This window comes from Leucobacter iarius (assembly GCF_039530105.1).
GTDB classification, from domain to species: Bacteria; Actinomycetota; Actinomycetes; order Actinomycetales; family Microbacteriaceae; genus Leucobacter; species Leucobacter iarius.
Genome location: NZ_BAAAOB010000001.1, coordinates 276472 through 295177 on the forward strand (window position 1 = coordinate 276472; position 18706 = coordinate 295177).

The 18706-nt window shown below is 70.1% G+C and carries 19 protein-coding genes; 5 read left to right on the plus strand and 14 right to left on the minus strand.

Annotated features, from left to right (window positions below; genetic code table 11):
• Positions 1–178: 178 nt before the first annotated feature.
• From ABD169_RS01215 to ABD169_RS01250, 8 genes are read right to left on the minus strand one after another with little or no spacing between them, the layout of a single operon-like run.
• A complete protein-coding gene (locus tag ABD169_RS01215) occupies positions 179–1717 on the minus strand; it encodes a chlorohydrolase family protein (protein WP_344028276.1) in 1539 nt (512 codons plus the stop codon).
• Entirely contained in the window at positions 1714–2550 is an 837-nt protein-coding gene (locus tag ABD169_RS01220) for an ATP-binding cassette domain-containing protein (protein ID WP_344028279.1), read from the minus strand. The genes ABD169_RS01215 and ABD169_RS01220 overlap by 4 nt, the downstream gene beginning before the upstream one ends.
• A complete protein-coding gene (locus tag ABD169_RS01225) occupies positions 2547–3404 on the minus strand; it encodes an ABC transporter ATP-binding protein (protein ID WP_344028281.1) in 858 nt (285 codons plus the stop codon). Before ABD169_RS01225 ends, ABD169_RS01220 begins: the two co-directional genes overlap by 4 nt.
• Positions 3401–4294, minus strand: coding sequence for an ABC transporter permease (locus tag ABD169_RS01230; protein WP_344028283.1), 894 nt, complete (start codon positions 4292–4294; stop codon positions 3401–3403). Before ABD169_RS01230 ends, ABD169_RS01225 begins: the two co-directional genes overlap by 4 nt.
• Positions 4291–5241 (minus strand): ABC transporter permease, encoded by a 951-nt coding sequence (locus ABD169_RS01235; protein WP_046456468.1) that lies wholly within the window; start codon positions 5239–5241, stop codon positions 4291–4293. The genes ABD169_RS01230 and ABD169_RS01235 overlap by 4 nt, the downstream gene beginning before the upstream one ends.
• A gap of 6 nt (positions 5242–5247) precedes the next feature.
• Complete coding sequence (locus tag ABD169_RS01240) at positions 5248–6903, minus strand: ABC transporter substrate-binding protein (protein ID WP_344028288.1); 1656 nt, start codon at positions 6901–6903, stop codon at positions 5248–5250.
• A 43-nt stretch (positions 6904–6946) separates the two neighbouring features.
• Positions 6947–8611 carry an ABC transporter substrate-binding protein gene (locus ABD169_RS01245; RefSeq protein ID WP_344028292.1) on the minus strand — a complete coding sequence of 555 codons (1665 nt, stop codon included), beginning with the start codon at positions 8609–8611 and terminating at the stop codon, positions 6947–6949.
• A 40-nt stretch (positions 8612–8651) separates the two neighbouring features.
• Positions 8652–9713 (minus strand): amidohydrolase family protein, encoded by a 1062-nt coding sequence (locus ABD169_RS01250; RefSeq protein WP_344028295.1) that lies wholly within the window; start codon positions 9711–9713, stop codon positions 8652–8654.
• Positions 9714–9822: 109 nt separating this feature from the next.
• On the opposite strand from ABD169_RS01250, the gene ABD169_RS01255 reads away from it, so the two are divergent.
• Both ABD169_RS01255 and ABD169_RS01260 read left to right on the plus strand, forming a co-directional pair.
• Positions 9823–10506 (plus strand): FadR/GntR family transcriptional regulator, encoded by a 684-nt coding sequence (locus tag ABD169_RS01255; RefSeq protein WP_344028298.1) that lies wholly within the window; start codon positions 9823–9825, stop codon positions 10504–10506.
• The gene (locus tag ABD169_RS01260) at positions 10503–11717 is read left to right on the plus strand and encodes an MFS transporter (RefSeq protein ID WP_344028301.1); all 1215 of its coding nucleotides are present in this window, start codon (positions 10503–10505) and stop codon (positions 11715–11717) included. Before ABD169_RS01255 ends, ABD169_RS01260 begins: the two co-directional genes overlap by 4 nt.
• Here ABD169_RS01260 and ABD169_RS01265 read toward each other — a convergent pair.
• Entirely contained in the window at positions 11695–12765 is a 1071-nt protein-coding gene (locus ABD169_RS01265) for a magnesium and cobalt transport protein CorA (RefSeq protein ID WP_046456462.1), read from the minus strand. The genes ABD169_RS01260 and ABD169_RS01265 overlap by 23 nt on opposite strands.
• Positions 12766–12937: 172 nt before the next feature.
• Here ABD169_RS01265 and ABD169_RS01270 point away from each other — a divergent pair, with 172 nt between their 5' ends.
• Together ABD169_RS01270 and ABD169_RS01275 are read left to right on the plus strand one after the other, a co-directional pair.
• Positions 12938–13246, plus strand: coding sequence for a cupin domain-containing protein (locus ABD169_RS01270; RefSeq protein WP_344028304.1), 309 nt, complete (start codon positions 12938–12940; stop codon positions 13244–13246).
• Entirely contained in the window at positions 13243–13707 is a 465-nt protein-coding gene (locus ABD169_RS01275) for a GNAT family N-acetyltransferase (RefSeq protein ID WP_344028307.1), read from the plus strand. The genes ABD169_RS01270 and ABD169_RS01275 overlap by 4 nt, the downstream gene beginning before the upstream one ends.
• Here the strand turns inward: ABD169_RS01275 and ABD169_RS01280 are convergent.
• Positions 13704–13871 carry a hypothetical protein gene (locus ABD169_RS01280; protein ID WP_156175078.1) on the minus strand — a complete coding sequence of 56 codons (168 nt, stop codon included), beginning with the start codon at positions 13869–13871 and terminating at the stop codon, positions 13704–13706. The two genes, ABD169_RS01275 and ABD169_RS01280, sit on opposite strands and share 4 nt — an antisense overlap.
• A gap of 167 nt (positions 13872–14038) precedes the next feature.
• Between ABD169_RS01280 and tagD the strand changes: the two genes are divergently transcribed.
• Positions 14039–14437 (plus strand): glycerol-3-phosphate cytidylyltransferase, encoded by a 399-nt coding sequence (tagD, locus tag ABD169_RS01285; protein ID WP_046456459.1) that lies wholly within the window; start codon positions 14039–14041, stop codon positions 14435–14437.
• A gap of 18 nt (positions 14438–14455) precedes the next feature.
• Here tagD and ABD169_RS01290 read toward each other — a convergent pair whose 3' ends face one another.
• The 4 genes from ABD169_RS01290 to ABD169_RS01305 form a co-directional block, all read right to left on the minus strand.
• Positions 14456–15223, minus strand: coding sequence for an SDR family NAD(P)-dependent oxidoreductase (locus tag ABD169_RS01290; protein ID WP_344028314.1), 768 nt, complete (start codon positions 15221–15223; stop codon positions 14456–14458).
• A gap of 184 nt (positions 15224–15407) precedes the next feature.
• A complete protein-coding gene (locus ABD169_RS01295) occupies positions 15408–16184 on the minus strand; it encodes an amino acid ABC transporter ATP-binding protein (RefSeq protein ID WP_344028317.1) in 777 nt (258 codons plus the stop codon).
• Positions 16181–17218, minus strand: coding sequence for an amino acid ABC transporter permease (locus ABD169_RS01300; protein ID WP_344028321.1), 1038 nt, complete (start codon positions 17216–17218; stop codon positions 16181–16183). The genes ABD169_RS01295 and ABD169_RS01300 overlap by 4 nt, the downstream gene beginning before the upstream one ends.
• A gap of 2 nt (positions 17219–17220) precedes the next feature.
• Positions 17221–18108, minus strand: coding sequence for an ABC transporter substrate-binding protein (locus ABD169_RS01305; RefSeq protein ID WP_231580893.1), 888 nt, complete (start codon positions 18106–18108; stop codon positions 17221–17223).
• Between the last annotated feature and the right edge of the window lie 598 nt (positions 18109–18706).

Genomic DNA, 18706 nt, shown 5'->3' on the forward strand with positions numbered 1-18706 from the left:
CCGGCGGGAGCGCGGGCACCCGCGCTCCCGTCGGCGTCCTCGTCCCCGGGGAGTTCCGCGCCCCCGCCTGGTGAGCTCCCCGGCGAGTGGCGGCACACCGCTCGAATACGCGCGTATTCGAGCGGTGTGCCGCCACTCGCCGAAATACGTGGGCGCCCCAGACCGACGGGCCCCGCGCTCAGGCCCCGGCGTCGACCTGAGCGGGCACCCTCGGGAACACCGGCGGGAAGAGCTCCGCCTCGCTCGATCCTCCGGGCCCCGCGAGCGCGTCGCGCTCGGGGTAGGCGGCACGCAGCTTCTCGAAGATGCGCTGCCCCTCGGCGCGCAGCGCGTCGAGGTCGATGCCGGGGATCGCGCCGTCGCGCATCACCACGCGTCCCGCGACCATGCTGAAGCACGCGTCGCGCCCGGTGCCCGCGAGCACGAGCGTGCGCACGGGATCATCGATCGCGCCCATGCGCGGATCCGCGAGCGAGAACGCCACGAGGTCGGCCGCCGCCCCGGGCTCGATGCGGCCCAGGTCGGGGCGGTGCAGCGCGCGGGCGCCGCCGAGCGTCGCCGCCTCCACGTACTCGGCCAGCATGCCGCGCCCGAGGTCTTCGTGCTGCGCCTTCGCGAGCTGCACGCCCGCGTCGATCGCGCGCACGAGGTCGGGCGGGAACGAGTCGGTGCCGAGCCCGATGTTCACCCCGGCGTCGAGGTACTGCGACAGCTGCTCGAGCCAGAACGCGTAGCGCGCGTTGGTGAGCGGGCAGTGCGCGATCGAGACGCCGGCCGCGGCCAACCGCGCGAGGTCGCCGCGATCCTCGCCGTGCACGTCGGGGTGCACGTCGAGGTAGACGCCGTGCGCGAGGATCAACCGCTCGTTCAGGAGCCCGCTGCGATCGAGCAGGTCGAGCGGCGAGGTGCCGCGCTCGCGCTCGAGCACGCCGATCTCGGAGTCGAGCCCCTGGGTGGCGTGCGCCCGCACGAGCGCGCCGCGCTCGGCCGAGACGCGACCCGTCTCGGCGAGGATCGCGTCGCTCACCGTCTCGATGCGGCAGGGCACGAGCACGCCCGTGACGAGCGGATCGTCGAGCGCGTCGACCGTGTCGAGGAACCGCACGGCACCCGCGAAGGCGGCCTCGCCCTTCGCCTCGTCCCAGTGGATCCCGGCGGAGCCGTCGGCGCGCGTGACGTGCACGCCCGAACGGTACGACGGGCCGAGGAAGGTGCGGATCCCGAGCTCGCTCGCCGTGCGGGCGGTGTCGAGCAGGTCGTCGTGGGTCTCGGCCCAGGCGCCGTGGATCTCGGTCGAGATCGGCATCGCCGCGGTGATCCCGTGCAGCAGGAGCTGCACGAGCCCGTAGCGGCGGAGCGTGCTGCGCTCCTCGGGGTCGAGCACTTCGCGGGGCGCCCGCGCGTAGGCCTCCGACCACTCGAGGCGCGCCTCGTGCCCGGGGCTCCACCACGAGTCGAGCAGCAGGTGATCGATGTCGACGAGCCCCTCGAGATCGATGAGGCCCGGCATGAGCAGACTCTCGCCGAGATCGATCGTCTCGTCGGCCAGCGCCTCGAGCGCGGCACCGTCGGCGCCGTGCGCGACGGCCGTGATCCGGTCGCCGCGCACGTGCACCACGGCGTCGCGCAGCCCGACGAACCCGGGGCCGCCCGCGCGGCGCTCGTCGAAGGCGATGACGAACGCCGCGCGGACCGCGGTGATGCCGGCCGCGGTCACGACGCGAGCTGCTCTCGGCGCACGGGCTTCCACCCGGGCCCGGGGACGGCGGCGCGGAGCGCGCGCGTGTACGGGTGGGTGGGGTTCGCGAGCAGTTCGGCGGTGTCGCCGCCGTCGACGATCCGGCCGTTCTCCATCACGATCATGCGATCCGAGATCTGGTTGACCACGGCGAGGTCGTGCGAGATGAACAGGTAGCTCACCTTCCGCTCGGCCTTGATGTCGGAGAGCAGGTTGAGGATCTGCGCCTGGATCGACACGTCGAGGGCGGCGACCGCCTCGTCGAGCACGATCACCTTCGGGTCGGCGGCGAGCGCGCGGGCGATGGCGACGCGCTGCCGTTGCCCGCCCGAGAGCTCCCGCGGGTAGCGGTCGAAGAAGCGCTGCGGGAGCCCCACCGAGTCGAGGATCTGCTGCGCGCGCGCCTTCAGACCCGCGGACGATCCGGAGTGCAGCTTCAGGTTCGACATGATGACGTCGCCGATCCGCTGCCTCCCGTTGAGCGAGGAGTACGGGTCCTGGAACACGTACTGCACCTCGCGGGCGCGGGCGCGGCGATCCCTCAGGCTGCGCGGCGCGGCCGTGCGGTCCTGCCCGAGCACCGATACGGTCCCCGAGGTGACGGTCTCGAGGCCGACCATCATGCGGGCGACCGTGGTCTTGCCGGAGCCGGACTCGCCGACGATGGCGAGGCACTCGTCGGCGCGGAGCTCGAACGAGACCCCGTCGACCGCGACGACGTCCTCGCCCTTCGTGCCCCGGGGCGCCGGGAACACCTTGCGCAGATCGGAGACGCGGATCAGCGTCTCGGCGGATGCAGCTTCGACGCTCATGCCTGCGCCCTCGCCTTCAGCTCCTCGTGGATCTCCAGGTTGTACTCGAGCACCGGGAGCCGGTCGAGCCGCTCGTCGATGCTCGGGCGGGCACCCATGAGCTCCTTCGTGTAGGGGTGGGTGGGCGCGTCGTAGACGTGCGCGCCCTGCTCGACGATCTCGCCCGCGTACATGACCGCGAGGCGGTCGCAGCAGGCGTTCGCGAGCTCGAGGTCGTGCGTGATGAACAGCAGCGAGAGTCCGCGCGCGCGGCGCTGCTCCTCGATGATCGCCATCACGTCGGACTGCGCCGTGACGTCGAGCGCCGTGGTGGGCTCGTCGGCGAGGATCAGCTGCGGCTCGGCGAGCAGCACGCTCGCGATCATGACGCGCTGCAGCAGGCCGCCCGAGAGCTCGTGCGGGTACTGCTTCAGGCGGCGCTCCGCGTGCCGCACGCCGACCTCGTCGAGCATCTGCACGGCGCGGCGCTCGGCGGCATCCCGGCTCACGCCGCGCTCGCGCACGAGCGCCTCGGTGAGGAAGTCGCCGACGGTGTGCACGGGGTTCACGTGGGCGCGGGGATCCTGGAAGATGATCCCGACGTCGGTGCCGCGGAACCGGCGCAGCCGCTCCCGGTTCATGCCGAGCACCGACTCGCCGCCGAAGCGGATGTCGCCCTCGGTGCGGAAGCCCTTGGCGAGCATCCGCATGATCGCGCGGGTGGTGAGCGACTTGCCCGATCCCGACTCGCCGACCAGGCCGATCGCCTCGCCGCGGTCGAGCGTGAAGCTGACGCCGTTCAGCAGGTCGAGCCTGCGGTACTTCGTGACGAGGCTCGCGCGGAGGTCGTCGACCTCGAGCAGTGGCTGGCTCATCGGATGCTCCTTGCGTTCGAGGTGAGGCGGTCGCCGATCACGGTGATGCTCCACACGATGAGCACGATCGCGAGGCCCGCGGTGATCGCTTCGCCGGCCTGGCCGCGCAGCATCGAGTCGAAGCCGCTCTTCACCATCAGGCCGAGGTCGGCGGTCGGCGGCTGCACGCCGAGGCCCAGGAACGAGACCGCGGCGAGGTCGACGACGGCGAAGCCGAGGGACGACACCGCCTGGGCGGTCACGATGGGCTGCACGTTCGGCAGGATCTGGCGGAGGCTGATCCCGAAGCCCGACTGGCCCTGCAGCCAGGCGGCCTGCACGTACGGCATGTTCCGCTCGCGCAGCGCGGCGCCGCGCACCACGCGGGCGACGTAGGGGATGTAGCCGATGGAGAGGCCGACCACGACAGTCATCAGGTTCGGACCGAAGATCGCGACCGCGATCAGGCCGAACACGATGCCGGGGACGGCGAACAGCACGTCGAGGATCCAGGAGATCACGGTGTCGACGATCCCCCGGTTCCACGCGGCGAGCAGGGCGAGCACCACGCCGACCACGGTCGCGATCAGGATCACGAGCGCGGGGCCGAGCAGGGTGATCCGCGCGCCCCACATGAGCCGCGACAGCAGGTCGCGGCCGAGGGCGTCGGCGCCGAGCAGGTGCTGGGCGCTGGGGCCGCTGAGGGCCGACAGCAGATCGGGGAAGTCGGGATCGTAGGGCGCGATCCACGGTGCGAGCGCGGCCGCGAGGACGAACACGATGAGCACGATGCTCGCCGCGATCCCGAGCGGGCCGAGCTTGCGCAGGAGGAGCGTGAACGCGCCGGGATCCTGGTTCCGCGCCTTCGCGAGCGCGATCTGGGTGGTACGAGGCGCTGCGTTGGCGTTCATTGCTTGCTCCCGAGCTGGATGCGCGGATCGATGAGGGTGTACAGGAAGTCCACGATCGCGTTGATCACGACGAAGGCGACCACGAGCACGAGGACGACGGCCTGCACGACGGCGAAGTCGCGCTGCAGGATCGCGCGGACCAGCAGCGAGCCGAGGCCGTCGAGCGCGAACACGCTCTCGACGACGACTGCGCCGGCGATGAGCGTCGCGACGGTGAGCCCCATGACCGTGGTGATGGGGATCAGCGCGTTGCGCAGCACGTGGCGGCGGATGATGAGCGGCGAGCGCAGGCCGCGCGCGACGGCGGTCTGCACGTGCTCGCGGCCTTCCTCCTCGAGCACCGACGCTCGCGTGATGCGGGCGAGGTAGGCGGCGCTCGCGACCGCGAGCGCGATCGCCGGGAGCGTGAGGTGCCAGATCGAGTCGAAGCCGCCGCCGCCGCTGCCGTTCGTGGGGAACCAGCCGGTGCCCACCGCGAAGAGGCTGATCAGCGCGACGCCGATCACGAAGGTCGGGGTCGCGAGACCGAGCGTCGACAGGGTCGTGATGACGGTGTCGAGCCAGCCGCCCTTGAGCGAGGCGATGAGCCCGAGGCCGATGCCGACGATCGCGATGATGACCGTGGCGAAGGCGATGAGCGCGACGGTGGTGCCGACGCGGCCGGCGATCAGGTCGCCGACCGGCTGCCGGTACACGATCGAGTCGCCGAGGTTGCCCTGGAACAGGTCGCCGAGCCAGGCGAAGTAGCGCACGATGAACGGATCGTTCAGGTGGTACTGCGCGGTGACCGCGGCGATCTGCTCCGGGGTCCCGCCCCGGGGCCCGAGCACGAAGCTCAGCGGGCTCCCGGGGGCGAGGTACATCAGTCCGAAGACGATGAAGGAGGTGACGAACAGGACGAGGAGGAGGCCCCCCGCCCGTCGCAGGAGGAATGCGGGGACGGACATCGGGGTCTACTTCACCCCGCCGATGGTCACGGCCCAGGGGTACGAGAGGTAGGCCGAGGACGCGGTGGCGCCGGAGACCTTGCCGTTCTGCACGAGGATCACGGGCAGGTCGTTCAGCGGCATCCAGGGGACGTCGCGGGTGATCTTCTCCTGTGCGGCGATCGTGTGCTCGGCGCGCTTCGCCGGGTCGGCCGTCTTGCGGGCCGCGATGATGTCGTCGCCGGCCGCGTTGTAGTCGGAGAAGTTGTGGCTGCCGCCGGGCGTGAACGAGGTGTAGACGTCGAGCGGGTCGGTCATGTTGCCGTAGTAGGTCGTGAAGAAGCCGTCGATGCCGACGCGCGACTTCTCGTCGAAGTACAGGTTGCCGAACTGCTCGACCGGGATCACCTTGGTCTTGATCTTCAGGCCGATGGCCTGACCGGCCGCCTGGATCAGGTTCGCGGTCTGCTCGTGCACGGCCGACGAGCCCTGCACGCCGAGCGTGATCTCGCCCGAGACGTCGCCGGCCTTCGCGAGCAGCTCCTTGGCCTTCGCGATGTCGGGCTTGGTGTCGAACTTCGCGTACGCGTCCTGGAACAGCTTCTCCTGCGGGCCCGTGCCGAAGTAGGCGGGGCCGGCGAGGGTCTTCGCGGGCACCGCGGCGCCCTGGAACACGACGTCGGCGATCGCCTGGCGGTCGATCGCGGCGAGCAGTGCCTGACGCACCTCGGGCTTCGCGAACGGCCCGGTCTTGGCGAGGCCGCGCAGGTTCCAGAAGATGTACGACTTGCCGAAGGTGATCTTCGCGGCGCTGTCGGTGATCTGGCTGAGGCCGGCCGGCGGCAGGTAGAAGTACTGGCCGTCGACGTCGCCCGAGCGCAGCGCGTTGATCGCGGTCGACTCGTCGGTGATGAAGCCGAAGTCGAGCTTCGAGACCTTGGGGATCAGGTTCTTGTCCCAGTAGGCGTCGTTCTTCTCGAGGTGGATCGCCTTGCCCGGATCCCAGCTCGCGAGCTTGAACGGGCCGGAGCACATGAGTCCGCCCTGCGGCGTGCCGAACTTCTCGCCGGCCTTCTCGGCCGCGGCCTTCGACACGATGGCGCCGGCGGCGCTCGCCATGGCCTTCTCGAACAGGGCGTCGGGCTCCTTGAGGTGCACGGTCACCTGGTTCGCACCCGTCTTGTCGACCGACTGCACGCTCGTGAAGTAGTCGCCCCAGTAGGTCTTCGACATCGGACCGACCTGGCGCCCGAGCGAGTACACGACGTCGTCGGCGGTGACGGGGGTGCCGTCCCAGAACTTCGCATCGGCGCGCAGCGTGTAGACGACGGTCGTGTCGTTCGGGTTCTCGACCTTCTCGGCGAGCGCGTTCTCGTAGCCGAGATCCGGGGTGAGCCGGGTGAGCCCCTCGCAGAGGTTGGCGTCGACCGTGTTCTCGGCGTAGTTGAACGTCAGCATCGGGTCGAGCGACATGGGCTCGTACGGCAGGTTCCACTTGAGGGTGTCGACCGGCTTCGATCCGGGTTCGGTGGTGCTGACGAGCTTGGAGCGGTCGACGCTGAACGCGGTCGACTTCTTGCCGCCGTCGCCGCCACCGCTCTGGGTGCCGCCGCCGGCGCAGGCCGACAGGGTGAGCGCGGCGACAGCAGCGGCGCCGAGCAGCGCGTAGGAACGCTTGGACATGGTTCTCCTTGAGGAAAGTGGGTTCGGTGCGGAGGAGGTTCGGTTACTTGGCGCTGCCGATGGTGGCGGCCCAGGGGTACGACAGGTAGGCGATCGAGGGCACCGCGCCCGTGATCTTGTCGTTCTGCACGAGGATCGTCGGCAGATAGGTGAGCGGCGTCCAGGGCAGGTCCTTCGTGACCTTCGCCTGGATCTCGACGGTGGTCTTCGCGCGCTCAGCGGGATCGAGGGTGGATCGGGCCTGCTGGACGAGGTCGTTCACCCCGGTGTAGTTGCCGAAGTTGTTGGCACCGCCCGTGGTGAAGACCTGGTAGACGTCGAGGGGGTCGGTGACGTTGCCGTACCAAGTGGTGAAGAACGCGTCGAGGCCCGCGCGCGCCTTCGGGTCGTAGTAGAGGTTGCCGTACTGCTCGACCGGGATCACCTTGGTCTTGATCTTCAGGCCGATGGCCTGGCCCGCCGCCTGGATCAGGTTCGCGGTCTGCTCGTGCACGGCCGACGAGCCCTGGATCGCGATGGTGATCTCCTTGCTCGTGTCGACGCCCGCGAGCAGCTGCTTCGCCGCCCCGGGATCCGGCTTCGTCCCGAACTTCTTGAACGCTGGGTCGAACAGGGACTTCTGGTCGCCCCAGTAGTCGGGGCCGGCCAGGGTCGGCGCGGGGATCGCGGCCTTCTGGAACACGACGTCGGAGATCGCCTGACGGTCGATCGAGTCGAGCAGCGCCTGGCGCACCTTCGGATCGGCGAAGGGACCCGAATCGGACGCCCCGGCGAGCGTGAAGAAGACGAACGACTTGCCGTAGGTGGTCTGCACCGTCTTGCCGTCGGTCAGCTGCTGCATGCCGGTCGGCGGCAGGTAGAAGAACTGGCCGTCGACGTCGCCCGAGCGGAGCGCGTTGATGGCCGTCGTCTCGTCGGCGATGAAGCTGAAGCTGACCTTGCCGACCTTCGGCGTCAGCTTCGTGTCCCAGTACGCGTCGTTCTTGACGATGTCGATGCCCTTGCCGGCGTTCCAGCGGTCGAGCTTGAACGCGCCGGTGCACATGATCCCGCCCTGGGGCGTGCCGAACTTCTCGCCGGTCTTCGTCGCGTACGCCTTCGAGACGATCGCGCCCGCGGCGGTCGCCATGCCCTGCGCGAAGAGCGCATCGGGCTTCGAGAGGTGCACCGTGACCTGGTTCGCGCCCGTCTGCTCGACCGACTTCACGCTCGTGAAGTATTCGGAGTAGTAGGAATCGGCGTTGTGGGCGCCGCTCTGGCGATCGATCGAGAAGACCACGTCGGCCGGGGTGAGCGGGCTGCCGTCCCAGAACTTCACGCCGTCGCGCAGCGTGTAGACGACGGTGGTGTCGTTCGGGGTGTCGACCTTCTCGGCGAGCCCCGGGCCGGTCGTGAGGTCGGGGTTCAGCCGCTGCAGGCTGTCGCAGAGGTTCGCGTCGACCGTGTTCTCGGCGTAGTTGAAGGTCTTCATCGGGTCGAGCGACAGCGGCTCGTACGGCAGGTTCCAGGTGATCGCGTCGATCGGGCCCTTGGCCGCCGCGGTCTCGGTGGCGAGGTTGTTCAGATCGACGCCGAGGCCGGTCTTCGCGCCGGCCGCCCCGCCGCCGCCCGCGCAGGCGGACAGGGCGAGGGCGGCGACGGCGATACCGGCGACCGTCAGGGCGCGCGCCGAGGATCGGCGGACGCGCTGGGTGCGGGTGGTGTGCATGCGAGAAACTCCTTTGTTCCTGAGCTGGGGTCGGCGGGGATCAGCCGGCCGGTCGGACGTCGCGGCCGTCGCGGAGCACCCGCGTCGGCGCCGGGCGGTCGGTGACGAGCTGGGCGATGTTCTCGGCTTCGAACTCGAGGCCCGAACCCGATTCCGGGCCGGCCCAGTTCGCAATGTCGTCGATGCCGAGCATCTCGCCGCCCGCGGTCGAGGCGATGCGGAAGGCCCGCTCCAGTTCGGCGTCGGTGATCGCGCCCGTGCGGTACGCGAGCAGGTGCGCGCGGTCGACCATGCTGCCGGTGCCGAAGGGGCTCCACGAGTCGCGCACGCCGTCCGAGCCCGCGACGAGGTGCACGCCGTGCTGCTCGAAGCGGTCGATGTCGGGCACGGGATCGGGACCGAGCGCGCACGTGGCGATCCAGATGCCCGCGTCGGCGACGATGTCGAGCGTCTCGTCGAGGCTCGGCAGCGACCCGTCGCAGAGCGCGAAGGCGTGCCCGATGGTCACGCGACCCTGGCGTCCGCCCACGACGGTGCGCCGGGCGATCTCGCGGATCTGGGCGAGCCCGTCCTCGCCGCCGTCGTGCAGGTGGATGTCGATGTCTCGGCCCGCGCGATCCGCGAGCCCGAAGACCGCGTCGAGGTGGCCGTGCAGGTCGCCCTCGAGCCCGCCGGGATCGATGCCGCCGACGAGGTCGGCCCCGCTGTCGAGAGCGGCCGCCATGACCTCGAGGGTGCCCGGGTTCGTGAGCAGGCCGAACTGCGGGAACGCGACGATCTGCACGTCGAGTCCAGGCAGCCGCTCGGCCGCGGCGCGCACGCCCTCGACGTTCGCGGTCCCGAGCTCGCTCGACACGTCGACGTGCGCGCGCATCGCGAGGGTGCCGTTCGTCAGCGCGTTCGAGAGCAGGGCGAAGGCGCGTTCCTCGACGCTCCGCGTGTAGGCGAACTGGGTCGCACGGTCGTTGTCGATGAGGTCGACGAGCGTCGTCGCCGGGCGGCGCGACATCCACGGTCCGCCCCACGCGCTCTTGTCGGGGTGGATATGCGCATCGACGAGGCCGGGGGTGCGCAGCGGGCTGCCAGGGGTCGCAGGATTCAAGATCGCTCCTTCGAGATTCTCGTTCCGATCGCTGGACGGGAGGGTGGACCCGTCAAGTCATCTGACATATGATAACCATACCTCTTGGCAGATACGCAAGGATGTAGACGTGCAACAAATTCAGCGCCGCTCCCTCGTCGACACCGTCGTCGACCAACTCCGCGCCTCCATCACCGACGGCACCTGGCCGATCGGCACCCGCATCCCCTCCGAAGCCGAACTCACCGCGGTGCTCGGCGTCAGTAGACCCTCCGTCCGAGAAGGCGTCCGCTCGCTCGTGCAGCTCGGCCTGCTCGAGGCCCGGCAGGGCGACGGCACCTACGTCATCGCCGACGACGAGGCACAGGTCGCCCTGCGCCGCGCGCTCCACACCGCCGACAGCCGCGAGGTGATCCGCGTGCGCCGCGCGCTCGACGCGCTCGCCGCGCGCGAGGCCGCCGCGTCCCGCACGCCCGCGCAGCTCGATGCGCTCGCCGCGCACCTCTCGGCGCGCCGCACCGCGATCGAGCGCGCCGACACCGCCGGATTCACCGAGCACGACGTCGCCTACCACCTCGCCATCGCCGAGGCCTCGGGCAACCAGCTGCTCTCCAGCATCTACGCGAGCTTCGACGCATCCCTGCGCGAGTCCGTGGCCGACGCCTCGTGCCTCTCGCACGGCGACGACCCCGACCGCGCCGACATGCACGAGGCGCTGTACCGGGCGATCGCCGGTCAGGATCCCGAGGCCGCCCAGACCGCGGCCCTCGGCGTGCTCGATCAGCAGGAGCGCCTGCTCGACGAACGCCCGTGACGGGCTCCCCCCGGAACGCCTTCGCCGCCGGCACCCTCGTCTTCGCAGTCGGGCTCAGCGTCCGCTTCCCCATCACGTCGGTCTCGCCGCTGCTCGCCGAGATCGGCCGCGCCTACCACCTGCCCGCATCGGGTCTCGCCGTGCTGAGCGCGATCCCCGTGCTCCTGTTCGGCCTCGCCTCGCCGCTCGCCCCCTGGCTCGTCTCGCGACTCGGCCTCGAACGCGCGCTCACGGTGCTGCTCGCCGCGCTGGCCCTCGCGACGCTGCTGCGCCCCGTCGCCGCACCGGGCCTCTTCCTCGGCACCGTGGTGGTCGGCGCCGCGATCGCACTGCTCGGCATCCTCGCCCCGCAGATCATCCGCCGCTCGCTGCCGCACCGCGGCGGCTTCTGGACCGGCATCTACACGACCTCGTTCGGGCTGAGCGCCGCCGCCGGCGCCGCGCTCTCGGTGCCCGTGCTGCACCTGCTCGACGACCGGGTCGGGCCGGCGCTCGCCGCCTGGGGCGTGCCGCTCCTCATCGCCACCGGGCTCGCCGTCGCGTTCGGCTCGCGTCTGCGCGCGGGACGCAGCGCCGAACCGCGCCAGCAGCAGCGCTTCCGCTCGGTGCTGCGCGCCCGCGGTATCTGGTCCGTCACCGGCTTCTTCGGCGCGCAGGCCCTCATCTACTTCTCGCTCACCGCGTGGCTGCCCACCATCGCCGCCGATCGCGGCATGCCGCCCGCGAACGCCGGCCTGCTGCTCGCCTGGATGAGCGTCGCGGGTCTGCCCGCGTCGCTCATCGCCCCGACCCTCGCGTCGCGACGCCGCCTGCGCGTCCCGATCGTCGTTACGATCTCGATCCTGTCGGCCGCGGGCCTCACCGGGCTCGCGTTCGCCCCGCTCGCCCTCGCGCCGCTCATGGTCGCCGTGCTCGGGATCGCGCAGAGCGCCGCGTTCGGCTTCGGAATCGCGCTGATCGTCTTCACCGCGCCGAGCGCGGCCGCCACCGCCACCTTCTCGGCGCTGAGCCAGGGCATCGGCTACGCGGTCGCCGCGACCGGGCCGCTCCTGCTCGGCCTGCTCTCCCAGTCGGGATTCACGTGGACGGCGATCCTCAGCATCCTGCTCGTCGCGGCCGTCGCCGAGGCCGCGTTCGGCGTCGTCGCGGCGCGCGCGTCGGATCCCGCGACCGCGACCGGGCCGCTCGCTACAGCCAGTCCTTCTTCTTGAAGATCACGTAGAGCGAGCCCGCGAAGGCCAGCATGAGCCCGATCGCCGCCGGATAGCCGAAGGCCCAGTGCAGCTCGGGCATCAGGTCGAAGTTCATGCCGTAGATGCCCGTGACGAGCGACGGCGCGAAGATGATGGCGGCCCAGCTCGAGATCTTCTTCGCCTGGTCGCTCTGCCGCACCGAGGCCTCGGTCATGAGCGCCATCTGCTCGTTCTGCTCCCGGCCGACGAGGCCGAGGTGCACGCTCAGCGCGTCGCGCAGCATGTAGCGGAACCCGTCGGCGAACTCCACGATCCGGATCAGGTGGTCCTCGACGTCGCGCAGGTGGCGGCGCAGCTCCACGTCCCACGCGGCGACGCTCGCGGGAGCGGGCGACAGCGGGATCCCCGCCGAGCGGCGCTCCTCGCGCGCCCGCAGGTCGCGCACGAGGCCGAGCAGCGGTGCCGTCGCCCGCTGGAACGCGATCACCTCGCCCGAGAGCTCGTAGATGCGTCGCGCGAGCGCGACGCTCGTGCCCGAACCGTTGAACAGCTCGTCCTCGATCTCGTCGATGTCCTTCTGCAGGCCCTGCACGACCGGCTCGTAGTCGTCGACCACCCGGTCGAGGATCGCGTAGGCCGCCGCCCCGGGACCGAGCGAGAGCAGTTCGGGCTCGTCCTCCATGCGCCGGCGCACCTCGCCGAGCGACGGGTTCTCGGCCAGGCGGATCGTGAGCACGAAGTTCTCGCCGACGAACATGTGCAGCTCGCCGAACTCGACCTCCTCGACCGCGTCGAGGTAGCGGGCCGGGCGCAGCACGAGGAAGAGCACGTCGCCGTAGAACTCGGCCTTCGGACGCTGCTTGCCCGTGGCGACGTCCTCGACCGCGAGGGCGTGCAGCCCGAAGGTCTCGGCGACGAGCGCCAGCTCCTCGGGCGTCGGGCGCAGCAACCCCACCCAGGCGAACGCGCCGGGCAGCAGACTCGCGTGGGCGTGCGCCTCGGGGATGGACTCGACCCCGTCGAGCCGCCGGCCCTCCCGGTAGACGCCGACATCGACGATCGCCATGTCTCCTCCTTCGCGCGTGCACGCTCGCGTGCGGTCCTCGCAGCGACCCTGCCGCCGCGTGGGCGAGCGTACCGCACGCGCGTGACGCGCGGGATCCGGGCGGGTGCGCGGGATCCGACGGGATGCGCGCCGCGCGCGGCCGCGGATAGGCTGACCGGAGCGAGGAGGCGACATGAGCGACATCAGCGAACAGCCGTCGGGCAGCCACAGCGAGGTCCAGTTCGAGAACGAACGGTTCCGCGTCACGAAGTGGACCATCGACCCGGGCGGGCACATCCCCATGCACCGGCACGACTTCGACTACGTCGTCGTCCCCCTGCTCCCGGGCCGGGTGCGCATCGACTTCGCCGACGGCAGCTCGACCGAGGCCGAGCAGGTGCCGGGCGGAAGCTACGCCCGCCAGGCCGGCGCCGAGCACCGGCTCACCAACCTCAGCAGCACCTCCCCCGTCCTCTTCGTCGAAACGGAGCGACTCTCGTGACCGAGCGCAGCGCAGCCGTCGTCCGCTTCCTCACCCCGCAGGACCGCGAGGCGTGGGAGGAGCTCTACCGCGGCTACCGCGACTTCTACGCGAAGCCGCACGACCCGGCGGTGTTCGACACCGTCTGGTCCTGGCTGATGGACGATGCGCACGAGACCCGCGCGCTCCTCGCCGAGTCCGAGGGCCGCCCGGTCGCGCTCGCGCACTTCCGCCGCTTCGCACGCCCCATCGACGGCGCGTACGCGCTCTACCTCGACGACCTGTTCACCTCGCCCGATGCGCGCGGAACGGGTGCCGGCACGGCGCTGCTGCACCGCCTCGCCGAGATCGCCCGCGACGAGGACGCCGTGCTGGTGCGCTGGATCACGGCCGCGGACAACGAGACCGCGCGCCGCATCTACGACCGTGAGGCGACGCAGACGCCCTGGGTCACCTACGATCTGAAGCCGGCTCGCGCCTAGGCCTCCTCGGCTTCCTCGTGGTGCGGGTGGCCCGACTCCTCGTGCGTGGCGGGCCCCTCCGAGGTCGCTCCGCCCTCGTCCGCCCAGTCGCGTCCCGGATCCACGTTGTGCGCGGGATCCGACTCGAGGTCGCGTCCCAGGTCCGTGCGTTCGACGCCGCTCATGGTGTCCTCCCTCCGGATCCCGCCTCGGCGGGACTCCTTCCGACTGCCTCCCAGCGTACGCCGCGCGGCTGCGCGGCAACAGGGCGTGCCCCGTCCCGACCCCGTCGGGGCATCCCATCTGTACTAGCATTCGGGGGAACCCGCCCACCCAGACGGAAGGAGATCCCGTGAAGCGGATCCTGACCTACGGCACGTTCGACCTGCTGCACTGGGGGCACATCCGTCTGCTGCGCCGCGCGCGATCGCTCGGCGACTACCTCGTCGTGGCCGCGTCCACCGAGGAGTTCAACGCGGGCAAGGGCAAGAAGACCTACCACGACTTCGAGACGCGCAAGAACATGCTCGAGGCCGTGCGCTACGTCGATCTCGTGATCCCCGAGCAGGCGTGGGATCAGAAGATCCGCGACGTGCAGAAGTACGAGATCGACACCGTGGTGATGGGGGGCGACTGGGAGGGCGACCCCCGCTTCGAGATCCTGCGCGACTACTGCGAGGTCGTCTACCTCGACCGCACCGAGGGCGTCTCGACCACCAAGATCAAGAACGACCTCGGCGAGGGCGCGTAGCGCTCCGGCGCCCGGCGCTCAGTGCGTCGAGAAGCCGCCGTCGACGGCGATCGACTGGCCCGTGATGTAGGCCGATGCGGCTGAGGCGAGCAGCACGGCCGCCCCGCCGAAGTCCTCGGGTTCGCCGTTGCGGCCGACGAGCGTGCGCGCGGCGAGCGCCGCGACCGTCTCGGGGTCGGCGCTGAGGCGACGGTTCAGCGGGGTCTGCACGAAGCCGGGTACGAGCGCGTTCGCGGTCACGCCGCGCGACGACCAGGCTTCGGCCTGGGAGCGGGCGAGCGCTTCGATCGCCGCTTTCGAGACGCCGTAGGCGCCGCTGTTCGCGAAGGGGCGGTGCGCCTGCTGCGAGCTGATGTGGATCACCCGGCCGTAGCCGCGCTCGGCCATGCCGGGGATGAGGCGCTGCCCGAGCACGAACGCCGCGTCGAGGTTGACCGCCATGGTGGCGTCCCATTCGGCTTCGGTGAGGTCGCCGAACGGCGGACGCAGGTTGATCCCGGCGCTGTTCACGAGGATGTCGATGTCGCCCGCGGCGTCCGCGAGCGCGTGCGCGCCGGCGCGGCTGCCGAGGTCGGCGGGGATCCCGGCGGCGCTGCCGCCGCCGTCGCGGATCCCGGCGACGGTCTCGGCGATCGCAGCCTCGGTGCGTGCCGCGATCCGCACGTGGGCGCCGGCGCCGGCGAGCGCCCGGGCGATAGCCTTCCCGATGCCGGAGCTGCCGCCGGTGACGAGGGCGGTGCGCCCGCCGAGTCCGAACAGGCCGTCGAGGGTCGGGAGCGCGCTCATGGCCTCACCCTATCGACCCTCAGCGGTGGATCGAGCAAGGCGCTGAACACACGGAAGCGCCCGTCGGTGCCGGAATTCCGTGGGCCTGCATCAGGGTTGGCGTGTCGAGCGAAGCGAAGACACGCCGGGGTCCCCTGCTCTGCAGGCCCACGGAATTCCGGCGCCGACGGGCGCGAACGAGGTTCTACAACACCTTCGAGAGGAACGCCTTGGTGCGTTCCCGCTGCGGGTTGGTGAGCACTTCGACGGGGTCGCCGGATTCGACGACCACGCCGCCGTCCATGAACACGAGCGTGTCGGCGACTTCGCGGGCGAAGCCCATCTCGTGCGTCACGACGACCATGGTCATGCCGCTCTCGGCGAGGCCCTTCATCACGTCGAGCACTTCGCCGACGAGTTCGGGGTCGAGCGCCGAGGTGGGCTCGTCGAACAGCATGAGCTTGGGCTCCATGGCGAGGGCTCGTGCGATGGCGACGCGCTGCTGCTGACCGCCCGACAGGTGCGCCGGGTAATAGTCGTAGCGTTCGGCGAGGCCGACGCGGGCGAGCAGTTCCATAGCCCGCGCCTTGAGCTGCGCCTTGTTGCCCTTCTTGAGCAGGGTGGGCGCAATCATGACGTTCTCGAGGGCGGTCATGTGCGGGAACAGGTTGAAGCGCTGGAACACCATGCCGATGTCGCGGCGCTGCTTCGCTGCTTCCTTGGGGTGCATCTCGTACAGCTTGTCGCTGTCCTGCCGGTAGCCGACGAGTTCGCCGTCGACCGAGAGGCGGCCGGAGTTGACGGTCTCGAGGTGGTTGATGCAGCGCAGGAAGGTAGATTTGCCGGAGCCGGACGGGCCGACGAGGCAGAGCACTTCGCCCTGCTGCACTTCGAGGGAGATGGACTTGAGCACGAGGTTCGAGCCGTACGCCTTCGAGACGCCTTCGGCCTTCACCATGGGCACGCTGGTCTTGGCGTTCATCGCCATCCCTCCCCTCGTCCGCCTTCCGGCGGCACGATTCCTGTGCGTCCGTCGTTCTCGGTGTACGTCGGGTGCGTCTCGCTGTTCCTGATCGCCGCGAGCTTCGCTTCCTCGGCGGTGATGACGCCGACGGCCGCGGTCTCGACGGTCGGCTTCATGACGTCGGGCCGCTGCCCGATGCCGCGGGCGAAGTGCCGCTCGAGGTAGTACTGGCCGACCATGAGGATCGAGGTGACCGCGAGGTACCAGATCGACGCGACGATCAGCATGGGGATCGGCTTGTAGGTGACGGCCGAGATGTCGCGGGTGCGGGTGTACAGCTCGAGCGAGAACGGCACGGCGACGACGAGCGAGGTGGTCTTCAGCATCGAGATCACTTCGTTGCCGGTCGGCGGGATGATCACGCGCATGGCCTGCGGCAGGACGACGCGGGTCATGGTGTGCCACCAGCCGAGGCCGAGCGCGGTCGCGGCTTCGTCCTGGCCCTTGTCGACCGAGAGCAGGCCGGCGCGCACGATCTCGGCCATGTAGGCCGACTCGTTGAGCGCGAGGCCGATCACGGCGAGGGCGAAGGCGGGCAGCAGGTCCTGCACGTTGAGCGAGAAGCTGCCGATCGTGATCTGCTGGTAGATGGTCCCGACGAGACCCCAGAACACGAGCTGCACATACACCGGGGTGCCGCGGAACAGCCAGAGGTAGACCCACGCGACCGCCTTGACCACGGGGTTGGGCGAGAGCCGCATGACGGCGAGCAGCACGCCCAGCACGATCGCGATGATCATCGAGTACACGGTGAGCAGCAGCGTGTACCCGACGGCCTGGATCACGCGGACGTCGAAGACGTACTTCGCGACCTCGGGCCAGTTGTAGCCCTTGGGGCCGCCGCGCGTGGTGAACGCGTCGAACAGGAACAGTCCGACGATGATCACCAGCACGGCGGCGAGGATGATCCGCCCGGGGTGCTTGAGCCGGATGGCCTCGATGGGCTCCGAGTCGTAGAACGGCCGTTTGTCGGCCTCGGCGCGGTCGGTCACGCTCAGGACTTTCCGCCGTTGATGACGGCTTCCTTCACGGCGCCGGCCTCGACGCCCGCGTCGGTGAGGATCTTGGTGTAGGTGCCGTCCTTCATGAGCGACTCGACGGCGGCCTGCACGGCCTTGGTGAGCTCGCTGTCCTTGGCGGTGACGAAGCCGTAGGGGGCGTTGTCGAAGGATTCGCCGGAGGCCTGGAGCGAGTCACCGGTGGCCTTGATCGCGGCGAGGGTGACGGGCGAGTCTGCGGAGAGCGCGTCGGCCTTGCCCACGACGACGGCGTTGGTCGCCTCTTCCTGGCCGTCGAACTTCAGCACCTGGATCTCGGGCTTTCCGGCGTCCTTGCAGGCCTTCTGGCGTGCGGGCATCTCGTCGGTGTCCTGGACGGTGCCGGACTGGACCGAGACCTTGAGGCCGCAGGCGTCCTCGGGGTTGACGGTCTTGCCCTTGGGCGCGGCCCAGAGGGTGCCTGCCTGGTAGTAGTCGATGAAGTCGACCGACTTCTGACGCTCGAGGGTGTCGGTGAACGAGGACGAGCCCATGTTGAACTTGCCGCCGTTGATGTTCGGGATGATCGAGTCGAACTTCGACACCTGCCACTCGGGCTTCAGGCCGAGCTTCGCGGCGATGGCGTCGGCGAGGGTGACGTTCCAGCCGGTGGGGTTGCCGTTGGCGTCCTTGTACTCGTTGGGCGGGTAGGACGCGTCGGTGCCGATGATGAGCTTGCCCGAGTCCTTGATGTCCTTGGGGAGCAGGGCGACCGCGGCCGAGTCAGCCTTGATGTCGCTCGTCGCGGGGGTCTTGGTGCCGCCGCCGGCGCCTTCGGAGTCGGAGTTGTTGACGCAGCCGGTGAGCGCGAGCGCCGCCACTGCGGCGACTGCGGGAAGTACCACTCGAATCTTCATCGATCCATTTCCTTACTTCAGTGTCAGGGAGGAGGGGTGAGCCTGGGGACCGAGTGTAGCGATCACGGCGGATGTTCCGGCCCCAGATTGTCTCTGCGGCACCAGACGGTGTCTGGAGTACCGGAATCTGCGCGGAGCCCCGGGCGTAGTCGAAGCCTAGCCCGCGTGAAATGCGCGTCAGAAACCGACGTGCGGATTGGAATCCGATCGAGACCAAGGGTTTTCCGGCCGCATATCCGTACCTCCGGGTAACGAACGGGTAACGAATTTAACTCCCGGTCAGCACAAGATTACCCGCGACCGTTCGCAGGATATCCGTCCGGTTCACCTTGCGACCCCGTATGCGCGTTGTTAGCGTCGAAGACAGCGTTCCACGCGAAAAACCCTGGTCCGCGGCCGCCGCGGGAGCACCTGCTCGATGCGCGACGGGCGTACGGTTCGCGGTGGCCGCCGGTCCCGATGGCCGCGGCATGCAGGACGCCGGTCGAAGCGGTCGAGAGGATCGCGCCCGGGCTTCCCCCACCGCCGAACCCGGACCACGCAGCGGGTGCCTTCGGCGTCCCCGCATGAGGAGTGTCTGTGACGA

Coding starts and splice junctions, on each gene's coding strand:
- ABD169_RS01290 (WP_344028314.1), bottom strand. CDS start 15,223: ATGAGCGCGCTCCCGACCCTCGACGGCCTGTTCGGACTCGGCGGGCGC.
- ABD169_RS01295 (WP_344028317.1), bottom strand. CDS start 16,184: ATGAACGCCAAGACCAGCGTGCCCATGGTGAAGGCCGAAGGCGTCTCG.
- ABD169_RS01265 (WP_046456462.1), bottom strand. CDS start 12,765: ATGGCGATCGTCGATGTCGGCGTCTACCGGGAGGGCCGGCGGCTCGAC.
- ABD169_RS01225 (WP_344028281.1), bottom strand. CDS start 3,404: ATGAGCCAGCCACTGCTCGAGGTCGACGACCTCCGCGCGAGCCTCGTC.
- ABD169_RS01235 (WP_046456468.1), bottom strand. CDS start 5,241: ATGTCCGTCCCCGCATTCCTCCTGCGACGGGCGGGGGGCCTCCTCCTC.
- ABD169_RS01220 (WP_344028279.1), bottom strand. CDS start 2,550: ATGAGCGTCGAAGCTGCATCCGCCGAGACGCTGATCCGCGTCTCCGAT.
- ABD169_RS01245 (WP_344028292.1), bottom strand. CDS start 8,611: ATGCACACCACCCGCACCCAGCGCGTCCGCCGATCCTCGGCGCGCGCC.
- ABD169_RS01240 (WP_344028288.1), bottom strand. CDS start 6,903: ATGTCCAAGCGTTCCTACGCGCTGCTCGGCGCCGCTGCTGTCGCCGCG.
- ABD169_RS01230 (WP_344028283.1), bottom strand. CDS start 4,294: ATGAACGCCAACGCAGCGCCTCGTACCACCCAGATCGCGCTCGCGAAG.
- ABD169_RS01270 (WP_344028304.1), top strand. CDS start 12,938: ATGAGCGACATCAGCGAACAGCCGTCGGGCAGCCACAGCGAGGTCCAG.
- ABD169_RS01280 (WP_156175078.1), bottom strand. CDS start 13,871: ATGAGCGGCGTCGAACGCACGGACCTGGGACGCGACCTCGAGTCGGAT.